Genomic DNA, 21,109 nt, shown 5'->3' with positions numbered 1-21,109 from the left:
GGCTCCCGCTGGCCCCTGGGATCTCTGATCGTTCCCACGCTCCCGCGTGGGAATGTCTCCAGGGACGCTCCGCGTTCCACTTCTGGAGTGTGACGCAGAGCATCACGGGATGCGTTCCCACGCAGGAGCGTGGGAACGATCATGCTCCCTGGCCTCTCGTCCGCGCTCCCAGGTAGAAACCCTGCAGATCACTGCGAGCCGCCAGTTGTTCGGCGCTGCCTTCACTGACCACACGACCACTTTCCAACACGTAGCCATAGTGGGCGTAACGTAGGGCGACGTTGATGTTCTGTTCGGCGATCAGGAAACCGACGCCGTCGTGCTGATTAAGCTGGCGCACGATCTCGAAGATTTCCTCGACGATCTGCGGCGCCAGGCCCATCGACGGCTCGTCGAGCAAGACCAGTTGCGGCTTGGCCATCAGCGCACGGCCTATCGCGATCATCTGTTGCTCACCGCCCGAGGTGTAGCCGGCCAGGCTTTTGCGCCGCAGTTTCAGGCGCGGAAAATGGCCGTAGACCAATTCCAGGTCAGCCAGCAACTGGCGCCGTTTTGGTCACCACTTTGCGTTGCTCCAATTCACGCACCAGCGGCAGCACCTTGCGGCCGAAATACTCGACTTCTTCCTGGAAGTGCAGAAACCCGGCGAGCACCAGATCCACACCCACGGCCTTGAGCGCGACGATGCGTTCGGCGATCTGTTGCGGTGTGCCGATCAGGTTGGTCTTGAAGCCATCGTTGTACTGCACCAGGTCCTCGAAGCTGGACTTGGCCCAATTGCCCTCGCCTTCCGGGCTGGACTTGCCGGCCTGCTTCGCCGCATCGCCAAAGGCATTGACGGCCTCGGGATCGGCCTGGTCGATGATCTGGGCAAGGACCGCCCGCGCCTCTTCTTCGGTGTCGCGAGCAATAACGAAGGCGTTTACACCAACCTTGACCTTGTGATTGCTGGCCGCGGCTTTTGCCTGGAGGTCATTGATCTGCGCCTTGACGCCTTCCACGGTATTGCCGTTGGTGAAGTACCAGTCCGATACCCGGGCCGCCATGTCCCGCGCCGCCCGCGAGCTGCCGCCCTGGAAAATCTCCGGGTGCTGCTGCAGTGGTTTTGGCTTGAGGGTGTAGTCGTGGAAGCGGTAGAAGTCACCGCGCAAGGTGAAATTGTCCGTGGTCCAGATGCCCTTCAGCGCGGTGATGAACTCCTCGGAACGGCGATAGCGCTCATCGTGCTCCAACCATGGCTCGCCAATGGCGGTGAACTCGCCCTTGAACCATCCCGACACGATGTTGACCGCTACCCGGCCGCCGGTCAGGTGATCGATGGTTGCGATCTGCTTGGCCAATACCGACGGCGTCCACGGCCCAGGCAAAACCGCTGCGATGACTTTCAGGCGCGTGGTGGCGGCCAGCAAGGCATGACTGAACGCCACGGACTCATGCTGGTATTCGGCACCGTAACCGGCGGTAAAGCGCACTTGGGACAGGGCGTAGTCGAAGCCGGCCGCTTCAGCGATCTGGGCCAGCTTGCGGTTGTAGTCGATGCCCCAGTCGGTGCGTTGCTCGATTTTGCTGACCACCAGCCCGCCACTGACGTTGGGCACCCAGTAGGCAAATTTGATCGTGTCCTGGCTCATTGCATGTACTCCACGGCTCGTTTTGAAAGGAAGAGATTGATCAGGCGGCACTGGCGTCGCGTCGAACGCTCGGGACCAGGCTCAGCAACGCCGCCTCGACGGCGCGCTCGATACGCTCCAGCACCTCAGCGTCTGCACAAGATGTAGAGCAGCAACCGTGCCATCCTTATATTTCGTTAATAATCAATGCATTAGGAACAGTTCAGAATCACTGCACTGTCGCTCGACGGACAAGCTGTTGCTCCGCTGTTGCTTGGCGAACACCTGGCATGTCGATGCCCGTCGCAGCAAGTGTTGCCGGGCGCACAGTGGTGCAACAGATTGTCCACAGCAGGGACAGCCTTTCGCTGATGAGCGCTGTACAGCCCCCGTATTTACGGGCGTTGGGGCCTGGGCATGGACCGTGCAATGGCCGTTGGCACTGGCAGGTGCCCCCTGCCGGCCCACTCGCCATCTAGAAGGAACATCACCATGACCGCACAGCAACAACACCTGCCACCGATCCTTTCCACCGGCACCGACTATGAGCCCCTGGCCGAACGCTTTCGGCCGATCTTTGCACGCATCCAGGCCGGCGCCCTGGAGCGTGAGCAGACGCGCAGCCTGCCTTTTGAACAGGTGAAATGGTTGAAGGAAGCAGGCTTTGGTGCCATTCGCGTACCGGTCGAATATGGTGGCGCCGGGGCTTCGTTGCCGCAGCTGTTGCAACTGCTGATCGAACTGGCCGAAGCCGATTCCAACCTGCCCCAGGCGCTGCGCGGGCACTTCGCATTTGTCGAGGACCGTCTCAACGCCCACGCCAGCAGCCCACAAGACGTCTGGTTCAAGCGCTTCGTCGAGGGTGAACTGGTGGGCAATGCCTGGACGGAAGTCGGCGCCGTGAAAATCGGCGACGTCGGCACCCGGGTTTCCCGGCAAGGCAATCAATGGGTGGTTAATGGCACCAAGTACTACAGCACCGGCAGTATCTTCGCCGACTGGATCGACGTGTATGCCCAACGCGACGACAACGGCGCCGACGTGATTGCCGCCGTGCGCGTGCGCCAGCCGGGCGTCAAGCAAAGCGATGACTGGGACGGTTTTGGCCAACGCACCACCGGCAGCGGCACGTCGCTGTTCGAGAATGCGTTGGTCGAGACGGAAAACCTCATCGACTTCTCCACCCGTTTCAAATACCAGACCGCGTTTTATCAACTGGTCTTGCTGGCCGTGCTGACCGGTGCCGGCCGCGCTGCGGTTCATGACATCACCGAGCAAGTACGCAAACGCACGCGGGTCTTCAGCACCGGCAATGCCAGCGAAGTGAGCCAGGATGTGCAGGTGCAGCAAGTGGTCGGTAGGGCTTCGGCCCAGGTCTATGCCGCCGAAGCCACCGCCCTGCGAGCCGCGAGCGCCTCCCAACGCGCCTACGAAAGCCGCTTCAGTCAGAACGACGAGACCGAACACACCACCAACATCGCCGCCGAACTGGAATCGGCCCAGGCCCAGGTGGTCATCTGCGACCTGGTGCTACGCGCCACCAGCGACCTGTTCAATGCCCTTGGTGCCTCGGCCACCAGCACCAGCAAGGCCCTCGACCGCCACTGGCGCAACGCCCGCACCGCCGCTTCCCACAATCCGCTGATCTACAAGGAGCGCATTATTGGTGATTGGGAAATCAATGGTACGGAACCGCCGTATGTCTGGCAGATTGGCGGGGGGGCCAAGCAGGGGTGAGTGCTTGGGGTCCGTGTGTATATCCGTTGGCATTGCTCCGTGGGAGCAAAGCTTGCTCGCGATGGCGGTGGCTCAGTCGATGAAAATGTTGAATGTGCCGGCCTCTTCGCACGCAGGCTCGCACACAGGGGATTTGGGTGTTCATGAGTTTTGTGTTCACCGCAGGCCCATTGTGGGAGCGGGCCTGCTCGCGATGAAGATGTTGGATGGGCAGGCCTCTTCGCGAGCAAGCCCGCTCCCACAGGTTTTGCGGTGTACATGAGTTTTATGTCTGCTGAAGATCCAGTGTGCGAGCTTGCTCGCGATGGCAAAGGCTCAGCCACATAGATGCTGGCATGTGTCCCACTCTTGCTCTTGCCCTTGCTTTGGACTTTGATTTTGATCTGGGGCGCCCCATTAACCACGCTGGCCGAACGCAGGCATTGCGCAGTGGGCATCCCGGCATGGATGCCGGGATAGCCGCGCTGGGCCATGGATGGCCCTCCGCGGCGGCCCACGGAGCAATGCCTTCGTTCGGGCATGCCGAGCCTAAGCGAGGCACCAAGTGGTGGGGCAAGAGCGTTTTGCTTACTTTTGCGCTGTTCAAAAGTGAGCCCCCGTTCAGGGCGGAACCCTAAGTCGCCGTTACCGCAGAAACGGATATACACACCAACCAATCCAAAAAACGATGAACGATCTGCCCCAACGCAAACACATGAGACCAAGCACAAAAAGGATCAACTAGCTGACGACCAAAACACACCGCATAATCGATCTACCCCCATCCACCCGAAGGGTCGCTGAAGATGACAGTTATCCATAAGGCCGCTCAGATAGGATACTCAGCAGAAGCCAGCACCTATACCCAAGGGCGCCCAGACTACCCAAGCGAAATACAGGCATGGCTCAGCAGCGCGCTGGAAATCAGCCCAGGATCGACAGTCATTGAATTAGGAGCCGGTACCGGTAAGTTCACTCGCCTGCTGGACTCAATGACGATCAATACCATCGCCATCGAACCGGTCGAGGCGATGCGAATCGAATTTGCCAAGCATCTGCCGAACACCAGGATTTTGGAGGGAACGGCCGAATCCATTCCCCTCGAGGCAGGGGCGGCGCAGGCGCTCGTATGCGCCCAAGCCTTCCACTGGTTCGCGAATGAAACCGCGCTCCAAGAGATTCACCGAGTACTCAAACCGGGCGGCCGGCTCGGCCTGATCTGGAACGTGCGTGATGAGTCAGTGGACTGGGTGGCAGACATCACCAAAATCATCACCCCCTTCGAAGGCGATACCCCACGCTTTCATACTGGAAACTGGCGACGCCCCTTCAACGGACGTTACTTCTCGGAGCCCGAACTGACCTGTTTTAGTTACACCCACGCAGGCAGCCCCGAGACGGTCATCCTGGAACGCTTTCTGTCAGTGAGCTTCATCGCAGCGCTGCCTGACGCAGAGAAAAAACAGGTAGCGGATCAACTACGGGCCTTGATTCAGACCCATCCGGCGCTGCGCGGGCGCAAACACATTGAGTTCCCTTATCAGACCCACGCTTATTCATGTCGCCGCCTGGATTGAATCACGACTCCATCACCCCAGCAGGAACTCGTACCTGATGCCCTCAAAACACTGGCATCATGCCTTTTTCCTTGCACTCATGGAGTGACTGTGACGAATCTTTGTGCCGCCCCTGAGTTTGCTTCCGCCGCCACTTTACCGCCCTACCGCTTCTTTCCCCGGCTCGGGATGTTTGTACTTGCGACCCTGATAGTCTTCCTGGCAGCAGTGCCCGAAGTCCTTTTCATACCCGCAGACATGCAGGCCTACCTGACGTTCACGACCACCTCGGGTATCACCGCGCTCGTTCTCCTCGCTCTCTTCGTCCTGCAGTACCGCGCCGATGCGCGTACTCAATGGCATGGTCATTACATACGCAAACCCCTGCGGTGGGGCGCGCTTGGCATCGTTGGGTCCTACCTGTTTTTCGGGGTCGCCATATTCGTGCTGGGGTTGCCGCGAGAAGTGTTCATGGCCGAGCTACTGGACGGGCTCAACCATTGGCAGGCCACGATCAAGATCGCCTCGCTGATCGTGCTGCCACCCATCGCCGAAGAACTGTTTTTCCGCCATTACATGCTGCGACTGTTTCCCTACGAGAACAGCCGTGCCTGGACATGGATCGCGATCATCGTTACGTCAGCCATCTTCGCCGGCATGCACATCCAATACGGGAACTGGATAACCGTCGCGCTGATCTTCGCCTGTGGAGGCGTATTCGCCATTGCGAGAGTGGTCAGCGGTGGCCTGCTGGTGCCGGTGCTCCTGCACTCGCTGGCCGAAATGGTTGCACTGACCACTGACAAGTCTTTCTCGTTGATGGGGCTTTACGGCTGAGCCAGCGGTGCCAGGCCAGAGCCCTTTATGGCACCTGAACCTCGACTCGCGGCAGAGGAAGCTCGCCCAGCGGCGAGTAATGCATGGTCAGGACCGCCCATCTCAGCCCCTCCACGCCTGGCACGGCGCCGGATGCCTTGGATGAATGCTCGACGTAGCCGGCATATTCCTCGACGTACTGGAGATGCTTTTCCCAACGCGCCTGGTCAAAGTTCACGCCAAAGATAATGACGCTGCCCGTTGCCACCTTTTCCGCCTGGGCTTTCAAGCGGGTCATGTACCAATAGTCTCTGGCCGCACTGTCGAACATCTTGCCTTGGTTGGCATTGGCGAAGGGGGTCTTGAGTTCAATGAAGTGAAAGCGCTTTTCATCCTGGTCGCGGATCCACAGGTCGCATTGCTTGGTGACGATATCCATCTGCGACCAACGCTGATCAAGCGCCACCTTGTACTCGACCCCCACATCGGCCAGCTCGCGGTCGGGGCCACGAAGCCCACGGACATGGATCAACCAGAAATAGAACTCGAATTTCAGCCAGCCCTCGAAACCGTTAGCCAAGGCACTGATGGATGACGGCAGGTATTTACGGTCCTCCTTCCACGATTGCATGAAATCGTGAAACGCTGACGCGACGTCAGGGATTCCGGGCATGGGTCACTTCCTTGTATCGATCTGAGGGGTTTCGGCATAGTGCCATCACCGTCCTGATGGCTACAATGCCAGGCTATGATTTCGCAAACCTCAGCACCTCAAACAAGGGCAACCATGAACGCTCACGCAACGTGCCTCGGACTGTCTGCCTTGACGCTCGCCTTCCTGAGTGGGCCCGTCCAGGCCTCGACGTGGCAGATCTGCCACCTGGAGCTGCGTATCGTCGAGGTCCTGAAACAACCCTACCCACAGCTGCGGGCGCAGATCGTGAAAGCCAGGCCGAAATCCGCCTCGGTGGAGTGCCCCGCGCAAGGCTCATCGCTCACCTTCACCCCGGAAACCCAGGACTATCAAGCCACGCTGCCCCGCCGGCAATGGCCCCGGAAAGGACAGTCGCTACAGGTCGACTACCGCTACCTGGATGGCGTCTGTAAAGGTGACGGCAACTCATATGCGTGTCGTATCAAGCACTACCCGGTGGTGGGTCGATAATCAGGCGCCTGGAGACCGTGGCATTTAGCTGATGACCTCATCGCGAGCAAGCTCGCTCCCACAAAAGGGCCTTGCGCAACCTCCTGTGGGAGCGAGCTTGCTCGCGATGACGTCGGCACAGCCAACCGCAATGCAACTCAAGCCAACAGCTCAGTGATCCAGCGGGCCTGCCTGGCTATGTCTTGCAGCTTCTCTTCCGGCACGGCTTGCCGCGCCTTGGCGAAGCTGGTGAGGGTCTTTTGCTTCTGGCGCAGCAGGCGCTGCCACTTGGCCAGGAAGACCGGGGTGCGGGCTTGCAGCTGCAGCGGGCCGAAGTACAGCTCCTCGGCGGTGTACGTCACCGGCCCGGCGCGCTCGGCGACGATGATCTCGTAGTAGAAACGGTTTTCCCGCAGCACTTCCTCGCAGAGGATGCGGTAGTCATTCTCCATCAGCCATTGGCGCAGCGGTTGCTCGCCGCCGTTGGGTTGCAGAATCAGGCGTTCCTGACCACTCAACCGCGCTTTGCCGCTGTCCAGGATGTCGCGGATCGTCTCGCCGCCCATGCCACAGAGGCTGATCGCCGTGATCCCGTCTTCCGGCTCGATCGCCGCCAGGCCATTGGCCAGGCGCACGCTGATCTGCTGTTCCAGGCCATTCTCGCCAACGGTGCGTTCGGCGGCGCGAAACGGCGTCAGCGCCACCTCGCCCGCCACCGCCATCGCGATGGCGCCACGGCGCAGCAAGGCCACCGGCAGGTAAGCGTGATCCGAGCCGATGTCGGCCAGGCGCGCACCTGCCGGCATATGCGCCGCCACGCGCTCCAGGCGCATGGACAAGGTCTGTTCGTTCAACTGCAATTCCCTGGATTAATCGTAGAACGGCTCAACCGCCGTCCGACTGCCGACAAAAAAGCTGTCCGCGACCAACCGCAGCGGCTGCAAGTCCATGTCGCTGGTTTGGTCGGCAATCAGTTGCTGAAAATGTCGATACACCGCCGCGTACTCGCCTTCCTCGGAAACAGCCTGGCCCACGCCGTCGATGCTCAACAGTGCGCCACCGTTGTCCAGGCGCAGAACGCCTTCGGCGCAGCGAATCTCGATGCTCCAGAGTTCGTCATGACCATGGTCGAAATCGAATTCCGCACGAATATCGAGGTGGCGCGCGTCGGCCATCTTGATGCTGGCGGCAATCGGCGACTGGCAGTTGTCCGGCACGCGCAACTCGGCGGACTCCACGAACAGCGGCAACGCCAGCAGATGAGTCACAATCGACAAGGCATTGATACCCGGATCGAAGACGCCCAGGCCACCGGGTTGCCAGATCCATGCCTGGCCGGGGTGCCACTTGCGCACGTCTTCCTTCCAGTCGATCTGCACGCTCTGCAAAGTGCGACTCGCCAACCAGTCACGGGCGGCTGCGATGCCCGGCGCGTAACGCGAATGCCAGGCGAACAGGCCGCTGACGCCTTGCTCGCGGACCTGCTCCACCAATGCCATGGCTTCACCCAGCGTGGCGCACGGCGGTTTTTCCACCAGCACGTGTTTGCCTGCCGCCAGCGCCTGTTGCACCAGGGCAAATCGACCTTGTGGCGGTGTGCAAAACGCAATGGCATCGACCTGCGGACCGTTTTCGAGCAGTTCGCCCAGGGACCGGAAGTTCTCCACCCCGGCGCAAGGCTGCCCTTGGGTGGCGACAGCCACCAGTTGGAACGCGGGGTTGGCGTGGATGGCTGGAACATGTTGATCCTGGGCAATCTTGCCGTAGCCCACCAGCCCGAGACGAATCGGTTGCATCGATGACTCCTGATTTTTGTACTTGTGATCGGCCAGCAAACTAGACGCAAATCGCCCGGCGGACAATGGGGGCCGTGCAGTCTCTATACGATTGTCCTGCGCAATTGGGCAACAGCCGTGCCGCAAAGACCTCAGCTGCGCCGCGGCTCACTGGCTGCCGTCACGACGTTGGTCACCCGACCAAAGAAAGGTTCGAGTCGCTCCCGCGGCGCATCGTGCTCCACCACCAGGGTGGCGACCTCTTCGCAGGCGGCCACCTGATAGTGGGCAACGCTGGACAGCTTTTCATTGGTCACCGCCGCGATCACCTGCCCGCTTGCCGCGACCACCGCGCGCTTGAACTCCGCGTCATCCAGGCCGAACGCCGTGACGCCATTGTCCGGGTCGATGGCACAGGCACCGAGAAAGCACACATCAAAACTGAACTGGCGCAATTGCTGGACAGCCGTCAGCCCGATCACACCACCCGCGTTTGGACTCAAGCGGCCACCCAGCAGGATGACCTCAGCGCGGGGCAGCTTCATCAACTGAACCGCAATCAGCGGCGAATTGGTGGTGAGGGTCAGCTTTAATTGCGGATCAATGGCGCAGGCCACGGCCAGGTTGGTCGACCCGGCGTCGATGAAGACGTGCTGGCCCGCGCGCAGCAGCGCAGCGGCCGCTTGGCCGAGACTGCCCTTGCGCGCCGGGTCTTTGCGCACGCGTACGTCCAACGGCCCTTCGGCAGCGGGCAAGAGTATCGCGCCGCCATAAACGCGCTTGCACACCCCCGCCGCTGCCAATGCGCCCAGATCACGCCGTATCGAGTGCTCGGACACATTGAATTCGCTGGCCAAGTCGGCCGCGATCACCCGGCCATACCGGGCAAGACGCTGGCTGATCAATTGCTGGCGTTCGCCGGGGAACGCTTCGTGAGGAGAAGTCATGATGCTACAACCTGCATAAACGAGCACTAATGATCACAATCGAGCAAATAGTGCCGCTTATGCAGCGAGGCGTCAAACCCGCTCGTTCAAGCGGGCAGCCAAACATCAGAGGTCATGCGGCCCCAGGGACATTCGTGCCCATACCCAGGGGCAGGAAAGGTTGAATCTCGTCGATTTCCTCGGCACTGAGGCGTAGCTGTGCGCCGGCAATCAGTCCATCGACCTGCGCGGGACGGCGGGCGCCGACGATGGCACCGGTCACCACCGGCTTGCGCAGCACCCAGGCGATGGCCACTGCCGCCGCGCTCACCCCGTGCCGTTCGCCGATACCGGCCAAGACCTCGACCAGCGCCAGGTTCGCACTCAAGCGCGGCTCCTGGAAGTCCGCGCTGCGGGCCTTGCGCCAATCGTCATCGGGCAATTGGGCGATGCGCTCGCGCGTCATGCTCCCGGAAAGCAGTCCCGATTGAAGGGTGGAATAGGCCAGGACACCCACCCCCGCCTTCTCGCAGAATGGCAGGACGTCTTGCTCGATGTCTCGCATCAGGGCGGAATAAGGCGGCTGGAGTGAGACGATCTCGGTCACCGCCTGGGCCCGCTGGAGTTGCGCAACGTCAAAATTGGAGACGCCGATAGCGCGAATTTTTCCCTGTTCGCGGGCGGTGGCCAACGCCGAAAGCGCACTCTCGATTCCTTCACTGCTGCCGTCGGCAGGAAAGGCCGGCCAGTGGATCTGATAAAGATCGATGGTCTCGACTTGCAGCCGGCGCAAGCTTGCCTCGACCTCGGCAAGCAGCGATTGCGGCGCCAGCGAGTGCGAGATCGCTTTGGTGACCGGGTCCCAGACCAGACTGCCCTTGGTGAATACCAACGGCCGCCGTGAAGCCGGCACCCGACGCAACAGTTGCCCAACCAGTTGCTCGGCGTGGCCCAAGCCATAAACCGCCGCGGTATCGATCCAGTTCACACCGCGCTCGACGGCATATTCCAGGGCGCCCAGGCTGTCCTTGTCGTCCTGCGCGCCCCAACTGTATTCCCAGCCGGTACCAGCAATGGCCCAGGTTCCCAGGCCAATAGGCGAAATCAGAAGATCCGATGATCCAAGACGATTCTTTTGCATAGCGAGTTCTCCACAGATGATGGTGGCCAGTATCCGCGAGCGATCTCATGACGATAAGATGGGTAATCTTATTTGAACTACTGAACAGTATTCATGAGTCAGCACCCCGATCTTTCCGAGCTGGATGCCTTTGCCGCCGTCGCTCGCCATCGCAGCTTTCGCAAGGCTGCCGACGAGCGTGGCGTTTCGGCGTCTGCCTTGAGTCACGCGATGCGTGCACTGGAAGCACGCCTGGGTGTCAGGCTGCTCAATCGAACCACGCGCAGCGTTACCCCGACCGAGGCCGGCCACCAGCTATTGGCGACGCTGGCCCCGACCCTGCAGCAGGTTGCCGATGCGCTGGCGCAACTGACCTCGATGCAGGAAGTGCCCGCCGGCAAGCTTCGCCTCAACGTGGCGCGTCCGGCGGCGCGTGCGGTATTTGCGAAAATGCTCGCGCCATTCGTGGCCAGGTATCCACGTATTCAACTGGACCTGGTCACCGATGATGGCTTGACCGATATCGTGAACGGCGGGTTTGACGCGGGTGTGCGCTTTGGCGAAAGCCTGGCCGGCGACATGATCGCCGTCCCTGTCGGCCCCCCTCAATCGTTCGTGACCGTCGCTTCACAGGCTTATCTGGCCGCAAAGGGGATCATCCAGGCTCCACGGGACTTGCTCAACCATGCCTGCATCGCCCGACGTTTTCCCAGCGGCAAACTCTATGCCTGGGAGTATCAGGCAGAAGGGCAACCGATCCGCTTGTCCGTCACCGGCCCGCTCATTCTTGAAGACGATGCGCTGATGATCCAGGCGGCAAAAGATGGCGCCGGGATTGCCTATGTCTACGAGGAACTGGTGCGCGATGACATCCGCAATGGGCAACTCACGGAACTGCTTACACAATGGAAAGCGCCGCCAAGCCGGTTTTTTCTCTACTACCCCAGCCGACGCCATGTGCCACCGGCCCTGAAAGCGCTCATCGAGTTCATCCGGGCAGATGACTGGCCAACCTGAAACCGGCAGGCAAAAAAAAGCCCCGCGACCGAATACGGTGCGGGGCAAGGAATTGGTTGGTTGCGGCCAACCAAAGGAGCACAGTGAAAAACGTTTACGGGCCGGTCAGATGCATTCCTGTGCGGCGCGTTCAAAACTCGAAGGCAGGAGGTTGGAGGCCAGCAAATGTCGCTCGTAGATGAACACCTTGCCGCCGCTGCCAGCCTTGTAGGCTTCCAGCACGTTGTCCGCCGAGACTTTGCTCGGCACCACGATGCGGTAGCTGCGCTGGGTCTGCGAGACCATCGGGTTCAAGGCATTGCCCTGCAATTTCGGTATGACGCATTCAGCGTACTGGGCCGGTGTCTTGCTGGTCTGCAAGGTCAGGGTCGGGTCGTTCGGTGCCGAGGCACAACCGGCCAGCAACAACGGGGAAAACGCCAGGGGAAGCAAAAATAAAGGGCGCATGGGTGGGGTCCTGAAAATAAAAATAATGGGCTGCGTGTTCGATGGCGCTGATTTTCCAACGATTGTCGGCAAAGCAGAACTTGCATTTCGTAATGGTCACTATTACTCCTAGCAATAGTTGCAAGCCGAGAAAGATTGATGAGGTATAGCCATGAGAACGTTTGATCTGATTCGCGACGCGGTATTGCCCGACTTCCGTGAGCGGGTGGCTGATTACCTGATCCAGTACGAAAGCGTGCTGTTGAGCAGCACCGAACCCGACCCGGAGCTCAGGCGCGCCACGGCCAATCAACTACGCGGCTATTTGCGCGGGCTGAACACCACTCGGGTACTGGGCATGGCGGATTGGGAGGAGCTGGATCGGCGGGTGGTGAATACGTGGCTTTAGCGCCCGGCCAAGGACAGGCCGGACTTCCAGGAATGTGTTCGACTCATTGTGGCGAGGGAGCTTGCTCCCGCTGGACTGCGCTGTAGGAGCTGCCGAAGGCTCAGGCCGCGTTCGGACGATCTCTTGATCTTTCACTTGTGGCTCAAATGTCTGGGAAAGATCGCAGCCTCGCTTCGCTCGACAGCTCCTACAGGCCCAACGCTCGCTTGCGCCCTGTTCAGCAACCGTTGCACCCACGCGGCATCCTGGTCATTGATCACCCCATAGCGGTTCGGCGGTAGAAAATTCCAGTGATGGGCGGCCTCGTCCAGGCGCTTGAGTTCATCGACAGTCAGCCAGTACGGCGTCTCCACCAATGGCATCGGCCCACCGTCGAAACGCCGGCCCAGTTGCAGGTTCGTGCCGGGGGCGAAAGCGATCGCCAGTTGCTGGCGGGGTTGCAACAGCTTGTCCGGTGCAGGCATTTGCCCTTCCCGTCCGTAGCTGAAGTCGCCCGAAAACTGCTCCTTGAGCACCAGCCAGTGCCCCGCCGCGGTCCGGGCCAGGATCCATTGCGATACACCGCTGTCTTGCACGTACTTCACCTTGCCGTCGGACCATTGCATGAGGGTATTGCAATCCGGGTCATAGTCGTTGGACCACAGGCTGATGCCGCAGATAAGGGTATGGTGTTCGAGCTCCACCAGCCCTTGGTCGGGCATCGATAGCCAATAACGCTTGGTCGGGTCGCGCTTATCGCGCAAGTAGTTATGCAGGACCCAGGCAGCCATGAACAGCAAGGTGACGAGCGCAAGCCAGCCAAGGGAATCCCCGACGATTCGGTCAAGGTCGACGCCTGGGGCGGATAACCCTTGATAGACCAGCAGCCCCAGCAAAAAAGCGATGCCCGGCAGCACCGGCCCCAGGCACAACGGCGGCACCAGCACCACGATCCAGCTGAAGCGATGCATGGCAGCACGCTCACGCGCCCAGGCCTGCTCCTGGGCAAGCATCGGCACCTGCTCCCGGGGGCCGATGGCAGGATCGGGGGTCTGGAAGCGTGTGAACAGGTTGTAGATGTCATCGCTCATGGATCGGATCATGCCCTTGAAGTCATCATGTTCGAGTTCCCCTTCGGGACGCCCTTGACGCTGGAACACGCGTATTATCCGGGTAACCAGGCGCCATGTAGACACCCATTCATGTCCATCTCCCAAACTCGCCCCACACCCGCGCCCTTGCTCAAGCCAGGCGAGACAGTGGTCCTGTTCGACGGCGTTTGTAAACTGTGCAATGGCTGGGCAAAGTTCCTGATCCGCCATGACCACGCCCGCCGCGTGCGGTTGGCCTCCGTACAGTCGCCCGAAGGGCAAGCCCTACTTGCCTGGGCGGGCCTGCCCTTACAGCAGTTCGACACCATGGCCGTGGTTCGCGATCAGCATTACTGGGTGCGTTCGGATGCGATTTTTGAAGTCGTAGCGCTGCTGCCCTGGATCTGGCGCCCGGTGAAACTGCTTCGCTACGTTCCCCGCGCGCTTCGGGACTGGGCCTATGATCGCATTGCCCTGAATCGTTATCGGCTGTTTGGCAAATACGACGTGTGCCTTTTACCGAGCCCGGATCATGAGCGGCGTTTCTTGACGGCTCCAACGCCTGGGAGCAATCCGGTGGAACGGATTGGTACTTAGCCCAGCGGGGCCGCAACGCTCACACCGCCCGAACGCCTTGCAAAGCTGGGTTCTGTAGGAGCTGCCGAAGGCTGCGATCTTTTGATCTTGATCTTGATCTTGATCTTGATCTTGATCTTTCGCTTTTGACTCAATTGTCTGGGACAAGATCGCAGCCTCGTTGCACTCGACAGCTCCTACACAGCTCCTACACAGCTCCTACACAACTCCTACGACAACTCCTACATCGCCGCATTGGCCCCCTGCTGGTACTCCCGAGGCGTGCAGCCGAACTCGCGGCGAAACACGGTGTGCAGGTATTGCGCCGATTTGAAGCCGCAATTCTGGGCGATGTCGGCAATCGGCGAATTGGTGTTTTCCAGTCCGTTGGCGGCGGCGGCCAGTTTGAAGCGCAGGATTTCGTCGTGGACGCTGCAACCGCGCTCCTTGCGAAAATGCGATTCCAGCGATGAGCGCGACACTCCCACATAGGCCGCCACCTGGGCTGTCTTGATGCCCTGGCAGGCGTATTGGCGGATGAAGAGCAGTGCCTGCATGACATAAGGGTTGCCCAACGGTTGATGCAGGCTCGATACCTGCACATTGATCGCGTCAGGCGGGACCAGAATCTGCGTGCCGGTGGACGGCATGCCGTGCAGCATTTGATGGAGCAGGCGCGCGGCGGTGCGGCCCATGGTTTCGGTGCCCTGGATCACCGAGCTCAGCGGCACCCGCGTCAGGCTGCGGGTCAGGGGGTCGTTGTCGATGCCGATCAACGCCACTTCCTCCGGCACGGCGATCCCGGCGGTCAGGCAGGCTTGCAGCAGCTGCCGGGCGCGGGCATCGCTGACGGCGATGATGCCAATGGGTTTGGGCAGGCTTTGCAGCCAGGCGATCTGCTGTTCGACGGCGCTGTCCCACAGCGGTGCGCTGGTACCCATGCCGCGATAGACCTCGGCGTGCAGGCCATCGCGCTGCACCAGCCGGCGAAAGGCTTTTTCCCGTTCCTGGGCCCAGCGATTGGCTTGTGCTTCAGGCAGGCTGAAACAGGCAAAACGCGTCAATCCGGCCTCGATCAAGTGCTCGTAGGCCAATGTCATCAACGCATCATTGTCGGTGGCGACATAGGGAATGCCCTTCGGGTAGGCGCGTTCATCCTGATAGGAGCCGCCCACCGCCACCACCGGCAGCTTGATCCCGGCCAGCGCTTCGCCAATCAGCGGGTCGTCAAAGTCGGCAATGATCCCATCGCCCTGCCAGCGTTCGATGCCTTTCAAGCGACAGAGAAAATCTTCCTCGAGGAACAAGTCCCAGGACGCGCGCGTGCTGCTCAGGTAGTTGCCGATGCCGCTGATGATGCCGCGGTCGTAGATCTTGCTGCCGTTGAACAACAGTGCAATGCGGTGAACGGGCGGGACGGTTTTCATTGGTTTAACCCTGGGCCGATGCACACAGACTAGGCGCGCAAGCAGCGAACCTCAATACTCAAAATCGAACTGCTCGTTGGTGATTTTCATAATCAGCAGCCACAGGGCCGGCGTTAGTATCGAGACACCGCCAAGAATAAAAAGGAACTCGCCCATGTCGTACTTCCCCGCTGTCGACAAGATTCGCTACGAGGGCCCCGCCAGCGACTCGCCGCTTGCCTTCCGTCACTATGACGCCAATAAGCTGGTGCTCGGCAAGCCCATGCGCGAGCACCTGCGCATGGCGGTCTGCTACTGGCATACCTTCGTCTGGCCGGGGTCGGATGTGTTTGGTGCCGGCACATTCAAGCGCCCGTGGCAGCACGCCGGGGATCCGATGGAAGTGGCCATCGGCAAGGCCGAAGCGGCTTTCGAGTTCTTCTCCAAGCTGGGCATCGACTACTACTGCTTCCACGACACCGATGTCGCCCCGGAAGGCAGTTCGCTCAAAGAGTACCGCGAACACTTCGCCCAGATGGTCGACCATCTGGAGCGCCATCAGGAAGAGACCGGGATCAAGCTGCTGTGGGGCACCGCCAACTGCTTCAGCAACCCGCGTTTTGCCGCCGGCGCCGCCAGCAACCCGAACCCGGAGGTGTTCGCCTGCGCCGCCGCCCAAGTGTTCAGCGCCATGAACGCCACCCTGCGCCTCAAAGGCTCCAACTACGTGTTGTGGGGCGGCCGTGAAGGTTACGAAACCCTGCTCAACACCGACTTGAAGCGCGAGCGCGAACAGCTGGGCCGCTTCATGCGCATGGTGGTCGAGCACAAGCATAAAATCGGCTTCAAGGGCGACCTGCTGATCGAGCCCAAGCCCCAGGAACCGACCAAGCACCAGTACGATTACGACAGCGCCACGGTGTTCGGCTTCCTGCAGCAGTTCGGCCTGGAAAACGAGATCAAGGTCAACATCGAAGCCAACCACGCGACCCTGGCCGGGCACAGTTTCCATCACGAGATCGCCACGGCCGTCTCCCTGGGCATCTTCGGCAGCATCGACGCCAACCGTGGCGATCCGCAGAACGGCTGGGACACCGACCAGTTCCCCAACAGCGTCGAGGAAATGACCCTGGCCACCTATGAAATCCTCAAGGCCGGCGGTTTCAGCAATGGCGGGTTCAACTTCGATTCCAAGGTCCGGCGCCAGAGCCTGGACGATATCGACCTGTTCCACGGCCACGTCGCCGCCATGGACGTCCTCGCCCTCGCCCTGGAACGCGCGGCGGCCATGGTGCAGAACGATCAATTGCAAGCCTTCAAGGACCAGCGCTACGCCGGCTGGCAGCAACCATTTGGCAAAGCGGTACTGGCCGGTGACTTCAGCCTTGAATCACTGGCCGAGCATGCCTTCACCAACGAGCTGAATCCCCAAGCCGTCAGCGGCCGCCAAGAGATGCTCGAAAACGTGGTCAATCGGTTCATCTACCCCTGACAACGGGCAATGGCCGGGGCACAGGGGCTGTTACATTCGCGCGACAAATCTGTGCCCACGGCGCGCTGCAACGCTCTACAGTTCTATCCGGTATCACGCTCATCGTCAGGCAGTGTCTTTCAAACAACAATAAAAGGACGCACCACATGAATACATTCAAACGTACCCTGCTCGCCGGCGCCCTCGCCCTGCTCTCGCTTCCGGTCATGGCCGATGCGGCCCATCCGAAAATCGGTTTTTCCATCGATGACCTGCGCCTGGAACGCTGGTCGCGCGACCGTGACTACTTTGTCGCGGCGGCGGAAAAACTCGACGCCAAGGTCTTTGTCCAGTCGGCCGATGCCAACGAGCAGAAGCAGATCTCGCAGATCGAAAACCTGATCTCCCGTGGCGTCGATGTGATCGTCATCGTGCCATTCAACGCCACCGTGCTGACCAACGCCGTCGCCGAAGCCAAGAAGGCCGGGATCAAGGTCGTGTCCTACGACCGACTGATCCTCAACGCCGATATCGACGCCTACATTTCCTTCGATAACGAAAAGGTCGGCGAGATGCAGGCCAGCGGCGTGCTGAAGGCCGCGCCCAAGGGCAACTACTTCCTGCTCGGTGGCGCCCCGACGGACAACAACGCCAAGGTCCTGCGCGAAGGCCAGATGAAGGTGTTGCAACCGGCCATCGACAAGGGCGACATCAAGATCGTCGGCCAGCAGTGGGTGAAGGAATGGAACCCCACCGAAGCCCTGAGCATCGTGGAAAACGCCCTGACCCGGAACAACAACAAGATCGATGGCATCGTCGCCTCCAACGACGCCACCGCCGGCGGCGCCATCCAGGCCCTGGCCGCCCAGAAAATGGCCGGCAAGGTGCCGATCTCGGGCCAGGACGCCGACCTGGCAGCGGTCAAACGGGTGATCGATGGCACCCAGACCATGACCGTCTACAAGCCGCTGAAACTGATCGCCTCCGAAGCCGCCAAGCTCTCGGTGCAACTGGCGCGCAACGAGAAGCCGACCTTCAGCTCGCAATACGACAATGGCAGCAAGAAAGTCGACACCATCCTGCTCACCCCCACGCCGTTGACCAAGGACAACATCGACCTGCTGGAAAAGGACGGGTTCTACACCAAGGCGCAGATCGCCGGGCAGTGATCTGACCAGGCAATCAAGCGGTGGGACCTGTGGGAGCGAGCCTGCTCGCGATATCGGTGGTTCAGCTTGCATCAATGTTGGATGTGCTGCCGCCATCGCGAGCAGGTTCGCTCCCACAGGGGCTCTGCTTGACCGACCGGCATCGGCGGCCACAGTAACCCCACCCGCCAATGTGTGAGCCCTTTTTCATGAGTCCTTGCCATGTCCGACTACCTGCTGCAAATGAACGGCATCGTCAAAACCTTTGGCGGTGTCAAAGCCCTGAACGGCATCGACATCAAGGTCAGGCCGGGTGAGTGTGTCGGCCTGTGCGGTGAGAACGGCGCCGGCAAATCCACGCTGATGAAGGTGCTGTCGGCGGTCTATCCCTACGGCACTTGGGAGGGTGAAATTGTTTGGGACGGCCAGCCGCTCAAGGCGCAGTCCATCAGCGAAACCGAAGCCGCCGGGATCGTCATCATTCACCAGGAGCTGACCCTGGTCCCCGACTTGTCGGTGGCTGAAAACATCTTCATGGGCCACGAACTCACGCTGCCCGGCGGGCGCATGAACTACCCGGCGATGATCCACCGCGCCGAAGCCCTGATGCGCGAACTCAAAGTGCCGGACATGAACGTCTCGCTGCCGGTTTCGCAGTACGGCGGTGGCTACCAGCAACTGGTGGAAATCGCCAAGGCGCTGAACAAGCAGGCGCGGCTGTTGATCCTCGATGAGCCCTCCTCGGCCCTGACTCGTTCGGAAATCGAGGTGCTGCTGGACATCATCCGCGACCTCAAGACCAAAGGCGTCGCCTGCGTCTACATCTCCCACAAGCTCGATGAAGTGGCCGCCGTCTGCGACACCATCTCGGTGATCCGCGATGGCAAACACATCGCTACCACCGCCATGGCGGACATGAGCATCCCGAAGATCATCACCCAGATGGTCGGACGGGAAATGAGCAACCTCTACCCCACCGAACCCCACGACATCGGCGAGGTGATTTTCGAGGCGCGCCACGTCACCTGCTACGACGTCGACAACCCCAAGCGCAAACGGGTCGACGACATTTCATTCGTCCTCAAGCGCGGGGAAATCCTCGGCATCGCCGGGCTGGTCGGCGCCGGTCGCACGGAACTCGTCTCGGCGCTGTTCGGCGCCTACCCCGGCCGCTACGAAGGAGAAGTCTGGCTGGGCGGCCAACAAATCGACACGCGCACGCCGCTCAAGTCGATCCGTGCCGGCCTGTGCATGGTCCCCGAAGACCGCAAGCGCCAAGGCATCATTCCGGACCTGGGGGTGGGCCAGAACATCACCCTGGCGGTGCTGGACAATTATTCGAAACTGACGCGCATCGACGCCGAAGCCGAACTGGGCAGCATCGACAAGGAAATCGCGCGCATGCACCTCAAGACTGCGAGCCCGTTCCTGCCGATCACCAGCCTCTCCGGTGGCAACCAGCAAAAAGCCGTGCTGGCGAAAATGCTTCTGACCAAACCCCGCGTGCTGATTCTCGATGAACCGACCCGGGGTGTGGACGTCGGTGCCAAGTACGAGATCTACAAATTGATGGGCGCGCTGGCGGCCGAAGGCGTGTCGATCATCATGGTGTCCTCGGAACTGGCCGAAGTATTGGGGGTTTCCGACCGCGTCCTGGTGATCGGCGAAGGTCAGTTGCGCGGCGACTTCATCAACCACGAACTGACCCAGGAACAGGTGCTCGCCGCCGCGCTCAGCCATCCCGATGGCCATAACAATAATGATCGGAAGTCCGCGTAGATGAATCAGGTCAAACAGCTGTTTTCCCGCTACAAAATGCTCGCGCTGGTGATCGCCGTGGCGCTGATCTGGCTGTTCTTCAGTTGGCAGACCGACGGCGGATTCTTGACCCCGCGCAACCTCTCCAACCTGCTGCGGCAAATGTCCATCACCGGGATCCTTGCCTGCGGCATGGTGCTGGTGATCATCAGCGGCGAAATCGATTTGTCGGTGGGTTCGTTGCTTGGGCTATTGGGTGGCCTGGCGGCGATTCTCGATGTGGTCTATCACATCCCGTTGCTGGCGAACCTGAGCCTGGTGGCCCTGTGCGGCTTGGTGATCGGCTTGGGCAACGGCTACATGACCGCCTACCTGCGTATCCCGTCGTTCATCGTCGGCCTGGGTGGCATGCTCGCGTTTCGCGGCGTCCTGCTGGGGGTGACCGGCGGCACCACCATTGCCCCGGTGTCACCGGAACTGGTCTACGTTGGCCAGGGTTACTTGCCGCACACGGTCGGGACCGGGCTCGGCATCCTGCTGTTCGCCCTGACGCTGTTCCTGACCTGGAAACAGCGACGCAACCGCGCGCTCCATGGCCTCGCAGCTCACTCCCTGGTGCGTGACGTATTGCGCGTGGTGGTGATCGGCGCGGTGCTGGCCGGGTTTGTCTATACCCTCAACAGCTACGACGGCATCCCGGTGCCGGTGCTGCTCCTGTTGATCCTGCTGGGCGTATTCAGCTACGTCACCAGCCAGACCGTGTTCGGCCGCCGCGTCTATTCGGTAGGCAGCAACATGGAAGCCACGCGCCTGTCCGGCATCAACGTACAGGCGGTGAAGCTGTGGATCTTCGGCATCATGGGCGTGATGTGCGCCCTCGCCGGCGTGGTCAACACCGCACGCCTGGCCGCCGGTTCACCCTCGGCCGGCAACATGGGCGAACTCGACGCCATCGCCGCCTGCTTCATCGGCGGCACCTCCATGCGCGGCGGCTCCGGCACGGTCTACGGCGCCCTCCTCGGCGCACTGGTCATCACCAGCCTGGACAACGGCATGTCCATGCTCGACGTCGACAGCTACTGGCAGATGATCGTCAAAGGCAGCATTCTGGTGCTGGCGGTGTGGGTGGATGTGAGTACGCGGACAGGGCGGCGTTGAGGAAGCT

General features: G+C 60.8%; 20 protein-coding genes and 1 pseudogene. 11 read left to right on the top strand and 10 right to left on the bottom strand.

Features of this window, described 5'->3' with window-relative positions; translation table 11 throughout:
- Nucleotides 1–139: 139 nt before the first annotated feature.
- Nucleotides 140–550, bottom strand: a pseudogene (locus ASC85_RS03040) (ATP-binding cassette domain-containing protein); the annotation flags it as partial.
- The gene (gene sfnG, locus ASC85_RS03035) at nucleotides 531–1,631 is read right to left on the bottom strand and encodes a dimethylsulfone monooxygenase SfnG (RefSeq protein ID WP_057448188.1); all 1,101 of its coding nucleotides are present in this window, start codon (nucleotides 1,629–1,631) and stop codon (nucleotides 531–533) included. The gene sfnG and the pseudogene ASC85_RS03040, both read right to left, overlap by 20 nt.
- 471 nt (nucleotides 1,632–2,102) lie before the next feature.
- Between sfnG and ASC85_RS03030 the strand changes: the two genes are divergently transcribed.
- The 3 genes from ASC85_RS03030 to ASC85_RS03015 all read left to right on the top strand — a co-directional run bounded on the left by ASC85_RS03030 (nucleotide 2,103) and on the right by ASC85_RS03015 (nucleotide 5,719).
- Nucleotides 2,103–3,347 (top strand): acyl-CoA dehydrogenase family protein, encoded by a 1,245-nt coding sequence (locus ASC85_RS03030; RefSeq protein ID WP_057448187.1) that lies wholly within the window; start codon nucleotides 2,103–2,105, stop codon nucleotides 3,345–3,347.
- Between the two features lie 785 nt (nucleotides 3,348–4,132).
- Complete coding sequence (locus ASC85_RS03020) at nucleotides 4,133–4,903, top strand: class I SAM-dependent methyltransferase (protein WP_057448185.1); 771 nt, start codon at nucleotides 4,133–4,135, stop codon at nucleotides 4,901–4,903.
- A gap of 90 nt (nucleotides 4,904–4,993) precedes the next feature.
- Nucleotides 4,994–5,719, top strand: coding sequence for a CPBP family intramembrane glutamic endopeptidase (locus tag ASC85_RS03015; RefSeq protein WP_057448184.1), 726 nt, complete (start codon nucleotides 4,994–4,996; stop codon nucleotides 5,717–5,719).
- Nucleotides 5,720–5,744: 25 nt separating this feature from the next.
- On the opposite strand, the gene ASC85_RS03010 is transcribed toward ASC85_RS03015, so the two are convergent.
- Complete coding sequence (locus ASC85_RS03010; protein WP_057448183.1) at nucleotides 5,745–6,371, bottom strand: hypothetical protein; 627 nt, start codon at nucleotides 6,369–6,371, stop codon at nucleotides 5,745–5,747.
- Between the two features lie 114 nt (nucleotides 6,372–6,485).
- Here ASC85_RS03010 and ASC85_RS03005 point away from each other — a divergent pair, with 114 nt between their 5' ends.
- Nucleotides 6,486–6,863 (top strand): hypothetical protein, encoded by a 378-nt coding sequence (locus tag ASC85_RS03005; protein ID WP_057448182.1) that lies wholly within the window; start codon nucleotides 6,486–6,488, stop codon nucleotides 6,861–6,863.
- A 137-nt stretch (nucleotides 6,864–7,000) separates the two neighbouring features.
- On the opposite strand, the gene ASC85_RS03000 is transcribed toward ASC85_RS03005, so the two are convergent.
- The 4 genes from ASC85_RS03000 to ASC85_RS02985 all read right to left on the bottom strand — a co-directional run bounded on the left by ASC85_RS03000 (nucleotide 7,001) and on the right by ASC85_RS02985 (nucleotide 10,684).
- The gene (locus ASC85_RS03000; protein ID WP_057448181.1) at nucleotides 7,001–7,696 is read right to left on the bottom strand and encodes a tRNA (adenine(22)-N(1))-methyltransferase; all 696 of its coding nucleotides are present in this window, start codon (nucleotides 7,694–7,696) and stop codon (nucleotides 7,001–7,003) included.
- 15 nt (nucleotides 7,697–7,711) lie between these two features.
- A complete protein-coding gene (locus tag ASC85_RS02995; RefSeq protein ID WP_057448180.1) occupies nucleotides 7,712–8,638 on the bottom strand; it encodes a Gfo/Idh/MocA family protein in 927 nt (308 codons plus the stop codon).
- A 131-nt stretch (nucleotides 8,639–8,769) separates the two neighbouring features.
- Nucleotides 8,770–9,564: a DeoR/GlpR family DNA-binding transcription regulator gene (locus ASC85_RS02990; protein ID WP_057448179.1), complete on the bottom strand. Its 795-nt coding sequence runs from the start codon at nucleotides 9,562–9,564 to the stop codon at nucleotides 8,770–8,772.
- 112 nt (nucleotides 9,565–9,676) lie between these two features.
- Nucleotides 9,677–10,684, bottom strand: coding sequence for an aldo/keto reductase (locus ASC85_RS02985; RefSeq protein ID WP_057448178.1), 1,008 nt, complete (start codon nucleotides 10,682–10,684; stop codon nucleotides 9,677–9,679).
- A gap of 93 nt (nucleotides 10,685–10,777) precedes the next feature.
- Between ASC85_RS02985 and ASC85_RS02980 the strand changes: the two genes are divergently transcribed.
- Complete coding sequence (locus ASC85_RS02980) at nucleotides 10,778–11,680, top strand: LysR family transcriptional regulator (RefSeq protein ID WP_057448177.1); 903 nt, start codon at nucleotides 10,778–10,780, stop codon at nucleotides 11,678–11,680.
- Between the two features lie 105 nt (nucleotides 11,681–11,785).
- On the opposite strand, the gene ASC85_RS02975 is transcribed toward ASC85_RS02980, so the two are convergent.
- Nucleotides 11,786–12,127 carry a hypothetical protein gene (locus ASC85_RS02975; RefSeq protein ID WP_003201332.1) on the bottom strand — a complete coding sequence of 114 codons (342 nt, stop codon included), beginning with the start codon at nucleotides 12,125–12,127 and terminating at the stop codon, nucleotides 11,786–11,788.
- Between the two features lie 151 nt (nucleotides 12,128–12,278).
- On the opposite strand from ASC85_RS02975, the gene ASC85_RS02970 reads away from it, so the two are divergent.
- A complete protein-coding gene (locus ASC85_RS02970; protein ID WP_003201330.1) occupies nucleotides 12,279–12,515 on the top strand; it encodes a hypothetical protein in 237 nt (78 codons plus the stop codon).
- Nucleotides 12,516–12,646: 131 nt separating this feature from the next.
- Here ASC85_RS02970 and ASC85_RS02965 read toward each other — a convergent pair whose 3' ends face one another.
- Nucleotides 12,647–13,654 (bottom strand): hypothetical protein, encoded by a 1,008-nt coding sequence (locus ASC85_RS02965; protein ID WP_236712311.1) that lies wholly within the window; start codon nucleotides 13,652–13,654, stop codon nucleotides 12,647–12,649.
- Between the two features lie 42 nt (nucleotides 13,655–13,696).
- On the opposite strand from ASC85_RS02965, the gene ASC85_RS02960 reads away from it, so the two are divergent.
- Complete coding sequence (locus tag ASC85_RS02960; protein ID WP_057448176.1) at nucleotides 13,697–14,182, top strand: thiol-disulfide oxidoreductase DCC family protein; 486 nt, start codon at nucleotides 13,697–13,699, stop codon at nucleotides 14,180–14,182.
- A 221-nt stretch (nucleotides 14,183–14,403) separates the two neighbouring features.
- On the opposite strand, the gene ASC85_RS02955 is transcribed toward ASC85_RS02960, so the two are convergent.
- Nucleotides 14,404–15,588, bottom strand: a complete 1,185-nt coding sequence (locus ASC85_RS02955; RefSeq protein ID WP_057448175.1) for a XylR family transcriptional regulator — start codon at nucleotides 15,586–15,588, stop codon at nucleotides 14,404–14,406.
- A 154-nt stretch (nucleotides 15,589–15,742) separates the two neighbouring features.
- On the opposite strand from ASC85_RS02955, the gene xylA reads away from it, so the two are divergent.
- The 4 genes from xylA to ASC85_RS02935 all read left to right on the top strand — a co-directional run bounded on the left by xylA (nucleotide 15,743) and on the right by ASC85_RS02935 (nucleotide 21,102).
- On the top strand, nucleotides 15,743–17,059 hold the full coding sequence (gene xylA, locus ASC85_RS02950; protein WP_057448174.1) for a xylose isomerase: 1,317 nt from the start codon (nucleotides 15,743–15,745) through the stop codon (nucleotides 17,057–17,059).
- A 146-nt stretch (nucleotides 17,060–17,205) separates the two neighbouring features.
- Complete coding sequence (gene xylF, locus ASC85_RS02945; protein ID WP_013693217.1) at nucleotides 17,206–18,207, top strand: D-xylose ABC transporter substrate-binding protein; 1,002 nt, start codon at nucleotides 17,206–17,208, stop codon at nucleotides 18,205–18,207.
- 201 nt (nucleotides 18,208–18,408) lie between these two features.
- Nucleotides 18,409–19,965 carry a D-xylose ABC transporter ATP-binding protein gene (xylG, locus tag ASC85_RS02940; protein ID WP_057448173.1) on the top strand — a complete coding sequence of 519 codons (1,557 nt, stop codon included), beginning with the start codon at nucleotides 18,409–18,411 and terminating at the stop codon, nucleotides 19,963–19,965.
- Entirely contained in the window at nucleotides 19,966–21,102 is a 1,137-nt protein-coding gene (locus ASC85_RS02935) for a sugar ABC transporter permease (protein WP_018612820.1), read from the top strand. It abuts the gene before it with no gap.
- The last annotated feature ends 7 nt before the right edge of the window (nucleotides 21,103–21,109 follow it).

The organism is Pseudomonas sp. Root401 (assembly GCF_001425105.1).
GTDB classification, from domain to species: Bacteria; Pseudomonadota; Gammaproteobacteria; order Pseudomonadales; family Pseudomonadaceae; genus Aquipseudomonas; species Aquipseudomonas brassicacearum.
Note: the sequence above shows the minus strand (reverse complement) of the source record. Positions and strands in the feature narration are given on the sequence as shown.

Bases quoted from the DNA above. Each gene is read 5' to 3' on its own strand.
- ASC85_RS03020 (WP_057448185.1), top strand. From the start codon at position 4,133: ATGACAGTTATCCATAAGGCCGCTCAGATAGGATACTCAGCAGAAGCC.
- xylF (WP_013693217.1), top strand. From the start codon at position 17,206: ATGAATACATTCAAACGTACCCTGCTCGCCGGCGCCCTCGCCCTGCTC.
- ASC85_RS03030 (WP_057448187.1), top strand. From the start codon at position 2,103: ATGACCGCACAGCAACAACACCTGCCACCGATCCTTTCCACCGGCACC.
- ASC85_RS02975 (WP_003201332.1), bottom strand. From the start codon at position 12,127: ATGCGCCCTTTATTTTTGCTTCCCCTGGCGTTTTCCCCGTTGTTGCTG.
- sfnG (WP_057448188.1), bottom strand. From the start codon at position 1,631: ATGAGCCAGGACACGATCAAATTTGCCTACTGGGTGCCCAACGTCAGT.
- ASC85_RS02955 (WP_057448175.1), bottom strand. From the start codon at position 15,588: ATGAAAACCGTCCCGCCCGTTCACCGCATTGCACTGTTGTTCAACGGC.
- xylA (WP_057448174.1), top strand. From the start codon at position 15,743: ATGTCGTACTTCCCCGCTGTCGACAAGATTCGCTACGAGGGCCCCGCC.
- ASC85_RS02990 (WP_057448179.1), bottom strand. From the start codon at position 9,564: ATGACTTCTCCTCACGAAGCGTTCCCCGGCGAACGCCAGCAATTGATC.
- ASC85_RS02980 (WP_057448177.1), top strand. From the start codon at position 10,778: ATGAGTCAGCACCCCGATCTTTCCGAGCTGGATGCCTTTGCCGCCGTC.
- ASC85_RS02995 (WP_057448180.1), bottom strand. From the start codon at position 8,638: ATGCAACCGATTCGTCTCGGGCTGGTGGGCTACGGCAAGATTGCCCAG.
- ASC85_RS02935 (WP_018612820.1), top strand. From the start codon at position 19,966: ATGAATCAGGTCAAACAGCTGTTTTCCCGCTACAAAATGCTCGCGCTG.
- ASC85_RS03005 (WP_057448182.1), top strand. From the start codon at position 6,486: ATGAACGCTCACGCAACGTGCCTCGGACTGTCTGCCTTGACGCTCGCC.
- xylG (WP_057448173.1), top strand. From the start codon at position 18,409: ATGTCCGACTACCTGCTGCAAATGAACGGCATCGTCAAAACCTTTGGC.
- ASC85_RS02985 (WP_057448178.1), bottom strand. From the start codon at position 10,684: ATGCAAAAGAATCGTCTTGGATCATCGGATCTTCTGATTTCGCCTATT.
- ASC85_RS03010 (WP_057448183.1), bottom strand. From the start codon at position 6,371: ATGCCCGGAATCCCTGACGTCGCGTCAGCGTTTCACGATTTCATGCAA.
- ASC85_RS02970 (WP_003201330.1), top strand. From the start codon at position 12,279: ATGAGAACGTTTGATCTGATTCGCGACGCGGTATTGCCCGACTTCCGT.
- ASC85_RS02960 (WP_057448176.1), top strand. From the start codon at position 13,697: ATGTCCATCTCCCAAACTCGCCCCACACCCGCGCCCTTGCTCAAGCCA.